Annotated in this window: 11 protein-coding genes; 5 read left to right on the top strand and 6 right to left on the bottom strand. The window is 61.1% G+C overall.

Annotated elements, in window-relative coordinates; all coding sequences use genetic code 11:
• The first annotated feature begins 144 nt into the window (after positions 1-144).
• From LB518_RS15400 to LB518_RS15385, 4 genes are all read left to right on the top strand, one after another.
• On the top strand, positions 145-1,269 hold the full coding sequence (locus tag LB518_RS15400) for a DegT/DnrJ/EryC1/StrS family aminotransferase (protein WP_224578404.1): 1,125 nt from the start codon (positions 145-147) through the stop codon (positions 1,267-1,269).
• An 86-nt stretch (positions 1,270-1,355) separates the two neighbouring features.
• Entirely contained in the window at positions 1,356-2,252 is an 897-nt protein-coding gene (locus LB518_RS15395; protein ID WP_224578403.1) for a GNAT family N-acetyltransferase, read from the top strand.
• Positions 2,253-2,301: 49 nt separating this feature from the next.
• Positions 2,302-3,306 (top strand): methyltransferase, encoded by a 1,005-nt coding sequence (locus tag LB518_RS15390; RefSeq protein WP_286198720.1) that lies wholly within the window; start codon positions 2,302-2,304, stop codon positions 3,304-3,306.
• A 181-nt stretch (positions 3,307-3,487) separates the two neighbouring features.
• The gene (locus LB518_RS15385; protein ID WP_224578401.1) at positions 3,488-4,183 is read left to right on the top strand and encodes a class I SAM-dependent methyltransferase; all 696 of its coding nucleotides are present in this window, start codon (positions 3,488-3,490) and stop codon (positions 4,181-4,183) included.
• A 148-nt stretch (positions 4,184-4,331) separates the two neighbouring features.
• Here LB518_RS15385 and LB518_RS15380 read toward each other — a convergent pair whose 3' ends face one another.
• On the bottom strand, positions 4,332-5,975 hold the full coding sequence (locus LB518_RS15380) for a glycosyltransferase (protein ID WP_224578400.1): 1,644 nt from the start codon (positions 5,973-5,975) through the stop codon (positions 4,332-4,334).
• A gap of 312 nt (positions 5,976-6,287) precedes the next feature.
• Here LB518_RS15380 and LB518_RS15375 point away from each other — a divergent pair, with 312 nt between their 5' ends.
• A complete protein-coding gene (locus tag LB518_RS15375; RefSeq protein WP_224578399.1) occupies positions 6,288-7,238 on the top strand; it encodes an NAD-dependent epimerase/dehydratase family protein in 951 nt (316 codons plus the stop codon).
• A gap of 58 nt (positions 7,239-7,296) precedes the next feature.
• On the opposite strand, the gene LB518_RS15370 is transcribed toward LB518_RS15375, so the two are convergent.
• The 5 genes from LB518_RS15370 to rfbC all read right to left on the bottom strand — a co-directional run bounded on the left by LB518_RS15370 (position 7,297) and on the right by rfbC (position 15,697).
• Positions 7,297-11,973, bottom strand: coding sequence for a rhamnan synthesis F family protein (locus LB518_RS15370; protein ID WP_224578398.1), 4,677 nt, complete (start codon positions 11,971-11,973; stop codon positions 7,297-7,299).
• 268 nt (positions 11,974-12,241) lie between these two features.
• Complete coding sequence (gene rfbB, locus LB518_RS15365; RefSeq protein ID WP_224578397.1) at positions 12,242-13,297, bottom strand: dTDP-glucose 4,6-dehydratase; 1,056 nt, start codon at positions 13,295-13,297, stop codon at positions 12,242-12,244.
• Between the two features lie 50 nt (positions 13,298-13,347).
• Entirely contained in the window at positions 13,348-14,214 is an 867-nt protein-coding gene (rfbA, locus tag LB518_RS15360) for a glucose-1-phosphate thymidylyltransferase RfbA (protein ID WP_224578396.1), read from the bottom strand.
• A gap of 19 nt (positions 14,215-14,233) precedes the next feature.
• Positions 14,234-15,115 carry a dTDP-4-dehydrorhamnose reductase gene (gene rfbD / locus LB518_RS15355; RefSeq protein WP_224578395.1) on the bottom strand — a complete coding sequence of 294 codons (882 nt, stop codon included), beginning with the start codon at positions 15,113-15,115 and terminating at the stop codon, positions 14,234-14,236.
• Positions 15,116-15,124: 9 nt separating this feature from the next.
• Positions 15,125-15,697: a dTDP-4-dehydrorhamnose 3,5-epimerase gene (gene rfbC / locus LB518_RS15350; RefSeq protein WP_224578394.1), complete on the bottom strand. Its 573-nt coding sequence runs from the start codon at positions 15,695-15,697 to the stop codon at positions 15,125-15,127.
• Positions 15,698-15,759: the final 62 nt, after the last annotated feature.

Here is a 15,759-nt window from a genome sequence, read left to right as displayed (position 1 = left end):
GGATCTCCACATTGCCGCCATTTAGTAGAGTTCGGATTGCTTGTTCGAAATGCGGGGGCAATGCCAGCGGCTTGCACCTCGTGCGACTGCACCGCGCGCACCGGTCGTCTCTCGTCACACGTTCTGGTCCTGGACACCGGTAGGATGTCATCCGATCGGAAGATCCTCACGGTCACGCGGCCGTCCCTGCCGCCTTTCGAAGACATGGTGGGCCTCCTCCGCGAGATCTGGGACAGCGGCTGGCTCACCAATGGCGGGCCTTTCCATGAGCGTCTGGAGGCAGCGCTCGCCGACTATCTCGGCGTCAAGCACATCTCGCTGTTCTCCAACGGCACGATTGGCCTGATCACAGCCTTGCAGGCCCTCGAAATCGAGGGCGAAGTCATCACCACGCCGTTCTCTTTCGTCGCGACCACTCATTCCCTGCTCTGGAAGCGGCTTACGCCGCGATTCGTCGACATCGATCCGCGCACGATGAACCTGGACCCGGAACGGATCCGGGCCGCCATCACGCCATCGACGACGGCGATCATGGCCGTGCACTGCTATGGGCGGCCGTGCGATCTTTCAGCCATCGAGTCCGTTGCGCGCGAATACGGGCTGAAGGTCATCTATGATGCGGCCCACGCCTTCGGTGTGCGGCTCGCCGACGACAATCTGTTCGACCACGGCGATCTCTCGGTCCTCAGCTTTCATGCCACCAAGGTTTTCAACACATTCGAGGGCGGCGCCATCGTTTCGCCCGACGCCGACATGAAGCGCCGCGTCGACCAGCTCAAGAATTTCGGCTTCGTCGACGATGTCACGGTGGTCGCTGCCGGCATCAACGGCAAGATGAACGAGTTCAGCGCCGCGCTCGGCCTGCTTCAACTGCGTGACATCGATGCCATGATCGAGCGACGCGCCGAAATCGACGCCCATTACCGCGAGGGCCTCCGCGACGTGGCGGGCATCGAGCTCACGGGGCCGAGCCAGGCGGCGCGCCCCAACCATTCCTATTTCCCGATCCTGGTCGGGCCGGATTTCCCGCTCTCGCGCGATGCGCTCTACAAGCGTCTTCGAGACAATGACGTTTTCGCGCGCCGCTACTTCTATCCGCTGATCAGCACGTTCGGGATGTACAAGGATCTGCCGTCGGCGGCGCCTGCCAATCTTCCCGAGGCGACGCGCATCGCCTCGCAGGTGATCTGCCTGCCGATCTATCCCATGCTGACGGCGGATGAAGTGGACCGCGTCATCGCCGTAATCACCGAGGCGGCGCGGGCATGACGGACTTGCCATTTGGCGCGTGACCTCGCGATTGCCCGCGTGAAGAGCGCCTGGCGACGAAATTCCGAATGGTGAGCCGACAGCCGATGCCTGCATATCGCTCAAAGGACTATGTCGACAGCCTTTCGGAGTTCGGCGAGGGAGCGGCGCTGCCTGCTAGCGGTGGCTGGTTCCTTCGCAGGCCGATCAACGGACAGGATCTGCACGATGGCATGACCTATCCCTTTCTCGCTTGCGACGACTGGTCAGCGCTGGCCGACGACATCGAGGGCTGGCGGGGCCGGCTGGTCAGCCTCGCCGTCGTTCCCGATCCCTTCGGCCGCTATGAAATGGCCGATCTCGAGCGGGCCTTTCCGGACCGACTGGTGCCCTTCAAGCATCACCATGTGGCGGATCTCTCGTTGCCGCTCGATCGCATCGTTTCCTCGCATCACGCCCGCGAGGCGGCTAGGGCTTTCCGACGGGTCGATGTCGAAGTCTATGCCGAGCCGAGCCAGTTGCTCGACGACTGGCTGGGACTGTTCGACCACGCTATCGCGAAGTTCGACATCCGCGGCATTCGAAAATTCTCCCGTCGCGCCTTCGAGCGCCAGCTGGCATTGCCCGGCGCGTTCATGACGGTCGCCCGCCTGGAAGGAACGCCCGTTGCGGCGCATATCCAGCTGGTCGGCGATGGTGTCGTCTATGCCCATGCCGCCGCGGCCAGCCCTCTGGCCTACAAGGTCGGCGCCGCCTATGCTCTTTATCACCGCGAACTGGAGTATTTCGCCGATAAGGCGCAATGGATCGATTGGGGCGGCGAGGCCGGCCTGGCGGAGGAGGGAAAGCTGAGTTCGTTCAAGGCGGGCTGGTCGACGGGCGTTCGCCAATCCTATTTCTGCGGACGCATTCTCGATGCCGAGCGTTACGCGGCGCTTGCCAGCATGTCGGGGACTTCTGCCACCCCCTATTTTCCAGCTTACCGATTGGGAGAGTTCGATTAAGGCGCCGGCTTCCAGTAGCAAGGCGGACCCTTCGACCACGCTGGCGCGTATGGTCGGTGGTTTTGCCGCGACACAGCTCCTCGTGACGGCCGCGAGGCTGTCGATTGCCGATCACATGACCGCCGGACATCGCGACGTCGAGAGCCTTGCTACGGCCATCGGCGCTGCGCCCGATTCGCTCCGACGCTTTATGCGGATGCTCGTCGTGCTTGGTCTGCTGCGGCAGATCGGTTCGGCGCGTTTCTCGCTGACAGCAATGGGCGAATTTCTGCGCGCCGATCACCCACGATCGATGCGGCCGCGCCTGCTCTATATTGGAGAGGTCAATTATCCGACGGCACAGGCATCCGTTCATGCCGTGATGACCGGCGAAAAGGCCTTCGACAAGGTGTTCGGGCTGCCACTGTTCGAGTTTCTCGACTCGCGGCCCGATCTCAGCGCGACGTTCAGCGGATTGATGAGCGAGAGCGTGCATGCGCGTGCCGAAGGCATCTGCAAGGCCTATGATTTTGCTGGGGCCTCGCTGATCGTGGACGTCGGCGGCGGCGAGGGAACGTTGCTGAAGGCTGTGCTGCGGGCAGCGCCAGGCGCAGAAGGCGTCGTGTTCGACCGGCCCACCGTGGCAGACGCACAGGACCGTCAATCCACGGACGATGCGAATCCTGCGCTTCGCTTTGTCAGCGGCGACATGTTTGAACGGATCGAGCCAGCCCAAGCCGACATCTACATGCTCTCCAACATCATTCATGATTGGGACGATGCGGAGTCCGAGCTGATCTTGAGCAAATGCAGGGCCGCCATGCGGCCGGACAGCCGCCTGCTGATCATCGAGGAGCTCTTGCCGTCGCGGATCGAAGACGCACCGGCGACCATCGCGAATGATTATTCAATGCTACTCCTGACAGGCGGACATCAGAGGACCCGTCGGGAATTCGCAAGGTTGCTGAAGGCGGCCGGCCTGCGGCTCACCACTGTCGTCCCTGTTGCACGGGCAAACCACGGCGTTCAACGACGCGAGAACTGGATGATCATGGAATGCCTGCCAACTCGCTGATCAGCCAACCAAAGACAATGTTGATCCCGCCTACTTGATCGCGTCTGAGCGGCTGGACCAACGGCTGGCGATAGTTTCAACTTCACAAGAGCTTTTGAGCGGCTTCCACCTGATTGTCCAATTGTGTAGGTTGGTCGCTATGCCGAGACCTGTTGGCAGGATTTGAGGCCGGGAGATATTCGTGGACTTCAAGAAATATTGGTCTGTCTTTCCGAAGAAATTTGATGAGACAGAGTTCGCCAGGCAGGTTCAGTATACGATAAAGGGAACACCTATCGGCGAATCATACATCGATGATATTGCCGAAGGCATCATCGATAGTTTGTCGATCGAGGCGGGTGATCGTGTCCTGGATCTATGCTGCGGAAACGGCATGTTCACGATCAAGATCGCGGGCAAGTGCAAACACATTGTCGGAGTCGATTTTTCCGATTCGCTCGTCAATGTTGGAAAAAAGCACAACATCCGCGATAACATCGAATATGTCGAAAGCGATGCTGTTGAGTATATTCAAGAATTTGCCGCTTCCGGACAGAAATACGACAAGATTTTTGTAAATGGAGCCTTTCAGTATTTTGACCGGCAGCAAGGCCGGGCGCTCATTCAAGGTATGGGACAAGCTCTTGAACAGGGTGGCAAAATTCTTCTGAGCGGCGTTCCCGATGCTCGCAGAAAGTCCGGCCTTTACAACACAACGTCCAAGATGCTGCGCCATTTCTGGCGGATGCTGACGGGCCGCGAACAGATCGGCGTCTGGTGGACGGAAAAAGCAATCCGATCGATCTGCGATCGAGCCAATCTGACCTGCACTTTCAAGGACAGCCGAGGCCAACTCGGCACGCACTACCGCTTCGATGCGATTATCACGAGAAGATGACTGGAGGCCGTGCGCGGCTGATTAGGCTGAGCCGCGCCGCCGGTGGATCTTCAGGATGTCCTGTTGTCGCTCGCGTCAGGCTGGTGCGCCGTTTGATATCGCTTTGCTGCTGCGAGCGGACGTTGGTTCGTTCGAAACGAACCGGTGTTCAGGCCCATCGCCAGGCGAGGATAAAGGCGACGAGCGCTGCGATGAGTAGCCCGAGCCCGATGCCGATATATTTTTCGCGCCTTCTTATGCGTCGGATGCGGCGTTGCCTGTCCGCCAGTTCGGTCTGCAGATTCCGCCGCTCAGCTTCGGTGCTCTGAAACTCAACTACGGCGCTCTGCAACGCGATTTCGATGCGCCGCTTTTCATCCTCGGAGCGGGAGAGTCGAGCACCGAGATCAGCCGCAACGGCCTGCGATGAACTGCGAAGGCTTGCGAGCTCGGATTCTGTCATCTGCAGGCGAGCCTGCACATAGATCGTTTGCCGCTCGATGTCCAAGCGCAGAGCTTCCTTTTCGTTGACACGCGCAACCGCGTCAATTGCCCTCTGCTCGGCCTCTAGCCTTTGAGCTTCCTTTTCGTTGAGGTTCGCAAATGCATCAACCGCTCGCCGTTCGGCCTCCAGCCTCTGAGCTTCTTTTTCGTTGAGGTTTGCAAACGCATCAACCGCCCGCTGCTCGGCGTCCAGCCGCCGCACTTCCGCGTCATGGACGCGCCCTAGCGTATCGACCGTCCGCTGCTCGGCCTCGGCACGCTGGGCCTCCGCTTCATTGACGCGGGCCCTCATTTCGACGAGGTGGATTCGAACCGTGGTCGCTTCGCTCTCCGCTTGCCTCAGCCTCTCCTCGATGTCGTTGGCGGCAGGAGCACGAATTTCTGGGGGTTCATTCAGTACGGTCGTCAGCACATGCAGGGCATTGGCGCGCCGACCTCGCGCGAAGAGGGGAGCATAATCGGGGCCGAGATGAGCTTCGATCTCCACCTGCATGCAGAAACTCATGAGGAGTTGTTCGGCGAGTGGTCGGCTGGCCCAATAGGATTCTGTGTGAATGCGATAGCGCGACACAAGGCCGGGGATGTGGTCGATAAAGCCCGAGCGCGCCGCGAGGAAATACAGCGGCCAGTCCGCTGCGGGCATCGTCCCAATCCAGTCTGGAACCTTCGGCAGCGCCGAACAGCGTATCATGACCGAGCAGGTTCCGAGGAAGTTGCCGTTGGTCAGGTCTTCGATCGTCCCGCGATGTCCGAGCCCCTTCATGACGCGGACCACCTCACCATCATCGGTGACGCGCTCGACGTCGTGATAGGTCACCGCGCTGTCAGGATGCGCCTCCATGAAGTCGAACTGGGTTTGCAGCTTGTCCGGGGAAACCCAGTAATCGTCGCCATCGAGAAAGGTGATGTAGCGGCCTTTGGCGGCTCGAATGGCTCGCAGGAGGACCTCATTGTCACGAAGATTGACCTCCGAGCGCATGAAGCGAATTCTGCCTGGAAACCGCTTCACGTAGTCGTCGACAATATCTGCTGTGGTGTCAGTCGATTTGTCCTCGGAGACAATCACCTCAAAGGGAAATTTGGTCTTTTGCGTCAGGACGCTGTCCAGCGCCTGCCGAATGTAGCGTTCGTGGTTGTATGTGACGACGATCGCCGAGATTGCCGGCACGACGATGTCGATCGCGATATCGGTCGGCGCCGGGATCGCAGATCCTCGATCCTCTGTGGCTGTCGGTTTGGAGCTTTCGATATTATCAAGCTCGGCCGGTGTCTCGATCTCGGCCGTTTCACTCCCGGTTTCCAACGTCAAATTCTCCTCCAACCCCGTCCGATCGTTTCTCGCCCCCCGCGCAGTGTCATAGAGCACATTCAGACTGAAGGGAATTCTGTAAGAGGACGCAGATCTGATTGTGATTGCGTGTTTTAGCCACGCGGCGCTGAGCTACAACTTTCCGTTACTTGCGTGACGACATACATCTGTTCAGTTGTGCACAGTGAGTGCTTTTGGTCGCTGCCCGTTCGGGTTGTCGTAGTGACGAATTCCCGATATGAGGCTGCGGCGGTGCGGGGGCGAGGTTGACAACAAACGTTGGTCGGCCTCGCGCGGAGCGGAGTTTTGCGGATGCAGTGTCTGGTTCTCGGCGGGGGTGGGTTTCTAGGATCGCATCTCGTGGAGCGCCTCGCTGCTGAGGGGCATGCCGTGCGCAGTTTTCGCCGGTCGTCGGCCGCCGGCCATTCGCCCCTGACGGACATCCATGCCAATCCTCCCGGCACGATCGAGATCTTCAGCGGCGACTTCCTGTCGAAGGATGATCTGACCCGGGCGCTCGAGGGCGTCGACGTCTGCTATCACCTCATCTCGACGACGATCGCGAGCACGTCAAATGCCGATCCGACATTCGATGTCGGAACGAACGTCCTCGGCAGTCTGCGCCTCCTCGAGACAGCCGTTGCCGCCGGCACCAAGCGGATCGTCTTCGCCTCCTCCGGCGGTACGGTCTACGGTGTTCCGCGCACCGTGCCGATCACCGAAGAGCATCCGACCAATCCGATTTCTTCCTATGGCATCACCAAGCTGGCCATCGAGAAGTATCTCCATCTCTACAAGTCCTTGCACGGCCTTGATTATGTCGCGCTGCGCCTCGCCAATCCCTATGGCGAGCGTCAGCGGCTCCAGGCACAGCAAGGGGCGGTTGCCGTGTTCCTGGGACGGGCGCTGCGGGGCGAGGAGATCGTCATCTGGGGCGACGGGGAAGCCGTCCGGGACTTCGTCTATGTCGCGGACGTCATTGACGCCCTGGTGGCTGCGGCGGAGCCGCTGCGGACCGACGAATGCGTGCTGAACATCGGATCGGGCGGTGGCTGCAGCCTCAACCAGATCCTCGATGCCATCGAGACCGTGACCGGTCGGCCGACCCGTCGGCGCTATACGCCCGGCCGCGTCTTCGACGTTCCGGTGAATGTGCTCGATATCGCCGCTGCCGGGCGCGCGCTCGGCTGGGCGCCCAAGTTCCAGCTTGAGGAGGGGCTACGTCGCTTCACGGCCTGGATCGAACAAAGCGGCGCCCTCTGAGACCGGCCTGGCGTCCCGAAGACGGCGGCTGGTCATTGCCTCACGAGGGAACCGGCGCTCATCGCCTGAACTCGCGGATATAGGTCGTCGCATAATCGTATCCGGCCTTCCTCGCCGCGAAGGGCAACATCCGTTCCAGGCTATGCAGCAGAGTGCCATCGATTGGCAGCGGCTCGGACGGATAATCCTCCCATGTCAGGTCGAGATCGAACAGAGGTGCAAGTGCCGCTGGCCGCGCCCAGAACATGGTGCCGAGCGGGAAATCGAAGTGATTGCTCAGCGTGATGCCCATCCTTGCGGCAAGGCCCTCGGCGATCGCCCGGTTATCATTCCAATCCCAGAGATAGGGATCTTCGGCGAAAACCAGACCGAGCTCCGGATCGGCTCGGAACGCGGCCGCAATCTCGTCGACCATCGGGAACTTGCCGCCGACTAGATGCTCCCAAAGGAAGGTTCGCCACACATCGCCAAGGGAGCCGCCGCCGTGAAGGCTGCGCTTGCCGTGGAAGTGACCGATCAGATCATAGGAGAAGATCCGCTCACGCGGGAACGCAGTGAGGAACGGCCCGATATCGCGACCCTTGTTGGGCACGGTCACAACGGTGCCGGCAACGCCCAACGCCGACAACGAACGCTCGATTTCTACCTGACGCTCATCGCTGGTCGTCGTGATCAGCAGTTCACAGTGGGTTGCGCTCTGTGACAGTCGTTCGACGAATTCCGGCAGAAGCTCGGGGTAGTGAAAATGCCCGTGGATCGCGACTTTCAACCTGCTGGCAGAGCGACCAGCCCTTGCTTGGGGGATGATGACGTTATGGCGCCAGGTGCCGCTCGGCCGTCCAGAGCGCAAATAATGCGCCAGCGGATCTTCGCCGGTAGCCTCATGGTAGTCCGCGTTCTCAGCCGCGTAGACAAGAGGATGAAATCCTTCGACCGGGCGCCGGACAAAGTGGCCGGCAAGCGGTTCGCCGCGCGGGATCGCGTTGCGTGATGCTTGCAGGTAGTGCTGGAGGGCGTCCTGCTCCCCCAGTTGCGTCAATGCGCCGGTCTGGTAGAGCGTGCTGTTGAAAACGCCGGCGTCCTTGATTGTCTCGAAGTCGAGCCGCGCCTGGCGATGGATTTGCAACGAACTTTGCGCAAGTTCGTCGAGTGCCCGCACATAACCTTGCATATCGAACGTGCTCTCGCCGATCTCGCGCAAGGCCGCTGACAGGGTCTTTCGTAAATCAGGATCAGTTGCGAGGTCGATGAGCCTCTCTGCCAGGGCTCCCGAATCCAGATAGGGCACGACCAGTTGCCGCGTATCCGGACGCTTCAACAGAATTTCCGCCATGCCGCTGGCGTTCTCGAAACAGAGGACGGGAATCCCGTGCAGTGCGCAATCTATCGAGACATTCGGCAGGGGGTCGAGGCGCGACGACAGGACCATGATATCAGTGCGCTCGTAAAGCGGCTCCATGTCGTTGAATGCCCCAAGGAAGCTGAACCGATCGCCGAGACCGCTCCGCTCCACTTGCGCTTCGATGAAGTCAAAATAGGACTGGTCGTAGGTGTAGGCCTCGCCCGCCCATGCGAACTTGACCTTCAGGTCAGGCCGACGCCTCGCTACGTCAGCCGCCGCGGCGATGAAGGAATCGACTCCCTTGCGCATCGAGATGGCGCCCATCCCCACGACGAAGAGGGTTCCATCACGCGGCGGCAGTGCACTCGCATCGCCTTGCTCCGGGAGGCTCGGGCGCTTGAGAATCTGAGGATTCGGTGCTGGAGCCTCCGCGGCATCGAATGGGAGCTCGGAGCTTCCCTGCGGTAGAATGGTATAGCGGCGCGGCAGAATGTTGCGGTGATCGTCGAGTGCCGCGTCTGCCACGACCTGCGCCGGGAAGACGACTTGCGAAGCGTGCTCGAAAAGCGCGGCGAGGCGACCGATGGGACGATAATAGCTGGAAAATTCGTGCACCAAGGCGACCACTGGAATGCCGTGGCGCTCGAATTCAGGCACCGCGCCGCGGGTCTCGACGCTGTTGGCAATCACATATTCAAGCTTGTAGTGCCCGATCAGCGCTCTCGCGAGTTCCTCGTATTCGGCCTCAAAGGGCAGAAAGCCGTCGGGGAGCTTTACAGTCACGTTTGCGGCTTGCTCGAATGCCGCAAAAAGGCTGCCGGGCTGTTGGAGAACGACAACGACGTTATATTTGCGGCTGATGGCCCGCACGATGTTCCAGGCGAGGATCGGCGCACCGGTGCGCGAAGCCTCGTGAACCATGACAAGCACCGTCTGGCGGCGCGGGTCGATCGTGCCGGCAGGAAACTGCATGCGGCCGGCAGCCGGGACGGCAGAGCGCCCCTCGTTTCGGCCGAACATGAGGTAATGGCTCAGGCGGCCTTCCGTGACGTCAGGATAGAGCCTTTTGTAGAAATCTGGATCGAATGCGGCAGAGGGCGAAAGGCCGCTTGCTTCGCCGTATTTCACGTAGTGGGCGACCGGCGACATCCCCAGCGCCAGCGCGTTCGCCGTGCCTTCATAAAATGACGCGTCGAACAGGTCGCTGGCTTCGATCAGGGCGATATCGCGCTCATCGTCATACCGCAGCTGATCCGGGCCCGAGGGACGCTGTGCCAGGCGGGCAGCGTCCCATTCGAGCTGGAAGCGCACAGGCTTTCGCTTTTGGAGCGAGGTTTGAAAGAGGCAGACGTTGCGAGCCGGAAGCAGCGGCTTCAGCAACAGTAACGTGCGCAGAGCCACGCGCTGCAACCCCAGCTGCGCCGGATGCCACGGCTTGGAATAGGCGCGACGCAACTCCCAGACGAGGCGGTCGCCAGTGGCACGCATCGCGGCCAACTCTTCACGGGACTCGCGGTTCGCCTCCTCCTCCTGCTTCAGGTTCTTTTCGAGCTCGGCGATCTTGCCGTTCGCCAACTGGCGCTCCTTGTCGCGCGCCTTGAGTGAATCGGAGAGGCGCGCCACCTTCGAGCGGGCATCGGCAATCTCACGCCGGAGGCTGCGAACGGGACTGGAGGGGAGCAGCCGCACGCCCGCATCGACCGGAACCGGATCGTGGAGCTGCGACAATGGACGCTCGTCTCGATCCTGGATCTCGGCCCGAATCCGGTTCTCGAAATCGGCGTATCGGCGGATGTCGTCAGCCGTCAGTTGCCATCCAAGCGATCGTATGAAGTGTTGGAACAGGGCCATCTTGCTCAGAGAGACACCCCGAGCGGGCTCCGCACAGTCGACGAGGGCGTCGAGGCTGTCGAAGAGGCCGCGATAGACGAGGAACCCGATCTCAATCGGCTCCTCCATCTCCCATTCCTGATCGAAGAAGCGCGCGTTTGTTGTTGTTTCGGCGACCATGTTGCGAGGGATGGCGTCGATCAATCCGCCTGAAATGGTCGCACTTGGGGCCGGGAGCGGGTGTGGAGGCATTGCCGCGGCGAACAGGGCTGCGTCGAACCAGCGTCGCGCCCAACCGATCCAGGCTTCAAGGGTCCATCCTGGCCGGGCCGTCAGCGCCGCGAGTTCGGCGTGCCAGCTTGGAGCAGTTTCGAAAGGTTCTTCGGCGACACGCACGTTGATGAAGCCGGAACGTGTCGCGGCGGCTTCGGGATAGAAAAGGCTGCGCTGAACCACAGCGGCGCCGTTCCTCCAGAGGAATTTGAGCTCCTTCGCGAAAGCCGGTCGCCGCGGGGCGCCATAGTGGACGGCGAGCACGTCGTGACCGGGCAACGCCTCATCGGAACTCACAACGAGGAAGGAGTCAGCAAGGTCCGCCCAAAGCCCGTTGCGGAAGACGGGCTTCCAGGCCCGCCCGCGCGAGAAGGCGGCATGTCTGCGCCCACGCGGATCGGATCGGAGCGCGGCGCCGATCAGGGCCGATAGATCGACCCCATGATGCAGCGCCCGATCGGACAGGATGGCGACGGGAAGCCTGTGGTCGGGCAGTGGAAACCACCACTGCTGATGCAGCAGGCCGCTATCGGCCAGGCGGAGCGATAACTCTGTCCGCCCGAAGGTTGCCAAGCCGTCTTTCGAACCGCGGTCCTCGGCCGCGGAATCCGGCTCGCTCGCTCTGCCGCTTTCGGATCCGGCCAGGTATGTCAGGCCGACCTGGTTTTCGATTGCGACAAAAAGGAGACCGCCCGGGCGCAGGAAGTTTCGCGCGCGGGCGATCAGGGCCGCTACCGGATCGAGATCGCTGGGGTCGGGGGAACCCTGCGAGAGTCCCGCGGAGTCGATCAGAGTGACCACGTCGAACCGCAGCGCGGCGGGCAGCGAAGCAAAGTCGTCTGCGACGACGCTCACATTCGGAAGGTCTACACATCGGGCCGCTGCGGCGGCGGCTCGCCAGGGGTTTTTCTCGATCGCGACAACTTCGCCCCCGGCCTCACCGAGGAATCGGGTGAGACTGCCGCTGCCGGCGCCGATCTCGAGGATGGTCCCCTTCAGAAGGTGGCGGAACGGGCGCAGCAGGTTGGCACGCCGCGGACTGAAGTCCTCGCTGGCGGCACCATCCGGGGCTGCCTTCTGAAGCTCCAGGGATAGCGATGACCTGTCAAAACTCTCACGCAGGGTACGGGCGACCCACTCATCGGCAGCGTCGCTCGCAGCAGGAGAAACCGGCTGTTCACCCCGATGCCACAGGTTCAGCGTTGCGTTGAAGCGATAAGACTTGCCGAGCCATGCGTTGTTTTTATTCATTCTCTGTTCGTCGGGTCGATCGCCATGATGAAGTTTCAAGCAAGCTGGTCGATAGGGCGCATGAGAAGATCACGCGGCGACGCGCCGCGCGCACTCCCTGGTCACATTTGATGGTCTTTGTTTTACGAATTTATTATGAACCGTGTCGCCGTGTCCATCGTCCGCGATCCATTGTGTGGCGCTGCGCGAATGGTCGACCTCGACTTCAGGTTGCTTTCGTGCGGCACTACACCGGGCTGATTGGCTGGTCTTGCTGGGGCAATTTCTCCTAGGTTCGAACGGTTAGGCTCGTCCGCAAGCGCCTGGATCACGGCGAGGTCAGGACACCCAGCCGCTGACCCTCGTAAACGGACGAGCGCAGGGGCCGCCACCACCACTCATTTTCGAGATACCAGGCGACTGTTTTCGCGATGCCGCTTTCAAAGGTTTCGCGGGCCCGCCATCCCAATTCGGATTCCAGCTTGCTGGCGTCGATCGCATAGCGCGCATCGTGTCCGGGGCGGTCGACGACATAGTTGATCAGCCGCTCATGCGGGGCAGCAGCCGGCTTCATTTCGTCCATCAGCGCGCAGACGCGTTTCACGACATCGATATTGCGCCGCTCATTGCGCCCGCCGACATTGTATTTCTCGCCCAGCCGGCCCTTGGTCGCGATGAGATGCAGCGCGCGCGCATGGTCCTCGACGAACAGCCAGTCGCGGATGTTGAGGCCCTTGCCGTAGACAGGCAGCGGCTTGCCCTCAAGGGCGTTCAGGATGATCAGCGGAATCAGCTTTTCGGGAAAGTGATACGGCCCGTAATTGTTCGAGCAGTTCGAAACGACGACCGGCATGCCATAGGTGCGGTGCCAGGCGATCGCCAGATGGTCGCTTGCTGCCTTCGAGGCGGAATACGGCGAGGACGGGTCGTAAGGTGTCGTCTCGGCGAACAGCCCTTCGTCGCCGAGCGACCCGTAAACTTCGTCGGTCGAAACATGGAGGAACCGGAACTGCTCCTTTGTCTCGGGGGGCAGTCCCATCCAGTACGCGCGGGCCGCTTCGAGCAGCGTATAGGTGCCGACGATATTGGTCGAAATGAAATCGCCGGAACCGGTGATCGAGCGATCGACATGGCTTTCGGCGGCCAGATGCATGATGCAGTCAGGCTGGAAGCCGGAGATCGCTTCTTTAAGCGATCCGCCATCGCAGATATCGATCTTGGCAAAGCGGAAATTCGGTGCGTTCGAAACCGTGGTCAGCGAGGTGAGCGTTCCTGCATAGGTCAGCTTGTCGATGACGAGAACTTCGGCTCCGACTTCACCCACGAGATGGCGAACGAGAGCCGACCCGATGAACCCAGCGCCGCCGGTTACGATGATTTTCATGTTTCGATCCATCAAAGCCTTAGGCCAAGATTCTCGCGCGGCCGCATCGGTCAGGCCTCCGCGAGCTTGAGCAGGTATTTCCCATAGGAAGTCTTCGAGAATTGCTTGCCGAAGGCAATCAGCTCATCGCGAGAGATGAAGCCGTTCACATAGGCGATCTCTTCGATACAGGCGATATGCGTGCCCGTGCGATGCTGCATGGTGCGCACGAACTCTCCTGCCTCGAGCAGGCTGTCATGGGTTCCGGTATCCAGCCAGGCAAAGCCGCGCGACATCCGCTCGACATAGAGAGAGCCCGATTCCATATAGATCCGGTTGAGATCGGTGATCTCATACTCACCGCGCGGCGAGGGTTTCAGGCTGCGCGCATGGCCGACCACGGCATTGTCGTAGAAATAGAGCCCGGTCACCGCAAAGGGCGATTTCGGAATTGCCGGCTTTTCCTCGATGCTGAGGGCCTTCCCCGTCCCGTCGAGCTCGATGACACCGTAGCGCTCGGGATCATCAACTTCATAGGCAAAGACCGTCGCGCCCGTTGTGCGTGACTTTGCCCGCTCGAGCAGATCAAGCATTCCGGCGCCAAAGAAGATGTTGTCGCCGAGAATGAGCGCGACATTGTCGTCGCCGATGAAATCCGCGCCGAGGGTGAAAGCCTGCGAAAGGCCATCGGGGCTTGGCTGCACTACATAGGAAAAGGAGACGCCCCATTGGGATCCGTCGCCAAACAGACGCCGATAGCTGTCCAGATATTCCGGCGAGGAGATGATCAGAAGCTCCCTTATCCCTGCCAGCATCAGCACCGACAGTGGATAATAGATCATGGGTTTGTCATAGACCGGAATGAGCTGCTTGTTCACCGCCAGCGTGGCCGGGTGAAGCCGCGTTCCAGAGCCTCCAGCAAGGACGATGCCCTTCACGAGGAAGATCCCTTTCTTGTCATTGTTGTCTCCGCAAATCGTCGAGGACCTCGCCGAGCGCTTCGGTAAAAGGCCGCGCGGAAAGACCGTAGTCGCGTGCGAGCTTTTCACGGCTCAGAACGGAATTGCTCGGGCGACGCGCTGGGGTCGGATAGTCCCGTGTCGCGATGGCCTTTACCTGGGGCACCTTCAATCCGGCTGCAGCCGTGAGGCGGAAGATCTCGCGCGCAAAGCCGCACCAGGTCGTCTCGCCCTGATTGGTGAAGTGATAGGTGCCGGTGGGGGCAGCCGGATCCTCGATGAGCCTCAGCGCAACCGCCGCGAGGACGGCGGCGAGATCATCTGCGCTGGTCGGGCAGCCATGCTGATCATCAACGACGCGCACCTCATCGCGACTTGCGGCGAGGCGCAGCATGGTCCTGACGAAATTCGTCCCCGAGGCCGAGAAGACCCATGAGGTTCGCACAATCACGGAGCGGGGATTGCCGGTGCGGACGGCCTGTTCGCCGCCCTCCTTCGAGGCGCCATAGATGCCGAGGGGCTTTACACCGTCGTCTTCGAGATAGGCTCCGGCCTTGCTGCCATCGAAGACATAGTCCGTCGAAACATGCACCAAGGGGATGCCGGCGCGCGCCGCGGCGGCTGCGAGCGCCGCGGGAGCGAGGGCGTTGATCGTCCAGGCTGAGACGCTGTCGCTCTCGGCCTTGTCGACTGCCGTATACGCTGCGGGGTTGATAATGGCGGCATAGCCGCCTTCCTCGATATGGGCCGCGATCCGGTCCGGAGCCGCAAGATCGAGTTCCGCGCGGGTCGGCAGATCGAGCACGATGCCATGCGGCCACGCTCGGCGCGCCAGAGCGGCGCCGACCTGTCCCGTTCCGCCGGTCACGAGAATGCGCATCCGTAGTCCCTAGACTTCGATCAGTTGCATCGGTTGTCCGTCGCTGGCGAAGGGACTGTCAAATTCGGCCAAGCCTGGATGGCGCCCGTCCTTGTCGCTAAGAAACGGCGCCTCGCCAACCGGCAATGGCCAGGCGACCCCGATCTTCGGATCGTTCCAGGCAAGACCGGCATCAGATTCGGGAGCGTAGAAATTGGAAACCTTGTAGGTGACTTCCGTATCGGGCTCCAGCGTCAGGAAACCATGCGCGAAGCCCGCCGGAATGAAGAGCTGGTGGCCGTTTTCGGCGCTGATCTCCACGCCCGTCCACCGGCCGAATGTCGGGGAATCCTTGCGGATATCGACTGCGACATCGAAGATCCGGCCGCGTACGCAACGGATCAGCTTATCCTGCGCGAAAGGGGGCGTCTGGAAATGAAGCCCGCGGAGCGTGCCGCCCCGGACCGAAAGCGAGTGGTTGTCCTGAACGAAGCGGCAATTGATCCCGAAGCTCCCGAACTTCTTCTCGTTATAAACCTCACTGAACCAGCCGCGATCATCACCAAACCGCTTCGGCTTCACGAGAACTATCGTAGAGTTCATCTTTTACTCGAAATGCTCGCCTCGCGCATGAGCGCGACGCAACATGCCGGAAACTCCCAAGC

Source organism: Mesorhizobium sp. BR1-1-16 (assembly GCF_020165495.1).
Taxonomy (GTDB): Bacteria; Pseudomonadota; Alphaproteobacteria; order Rhizobiales; family Kaistiaceae; genus Kaistia.
Note: the sequence above shows the minus strand (reverse complement) of the source record. Positions and strands in the feature narration are given on the sequence as shown.

Coding starts and splice junctions, on each gene's coding strand:
- LB518_RS15375 (WP_224578399.1), top strand. CDS start 6,288: ATGCAGTGTCTGGTTCTCGGCGGGGGTGGGTTTCTAGGATCGCATCTC.
- LB518_RS15395 (WP_224578403.1), top strand. CDS start 1,356: ATGCCTGCATATCGCTCAAAGGACTATGTCGACAGCCTTTCGGAGTTC.
- LB518_RS15390 (WP_286198720.1), top strand. CDS start 2,302: ATGGTCGGTGGTTTTGCCGCGACACAGCTCCTCGTGACGGCCGCGAGG.
- rfbB (WP_224578397.1), bottom strand. CDS start 13,297: ATGAAAATCATCGTAACCGGCGGCGCTGGGTTCATCGGGTCGGCTCTC.
- rfbC (WP_224578394.1), bottom strand. CDS start 15,697: ATGAACTCTACGATAGTTCTCGTGAAGCCGAAGCGGTTTGGTGATGAT.
- LB518_RS15400 (WP_224578404.1), top strand. CDS start 145: ATGTCATCCGATCGGAAGATCCTCACGGTCACGCGGCCGTCCCTGCCG.
- rfbD (WP_224578395.1), bottom strand. CDS start 15,115: ATGCGCATTCTCGTGACCGGCGGAACGGGACAGGTCGGCGCCGCTCTG.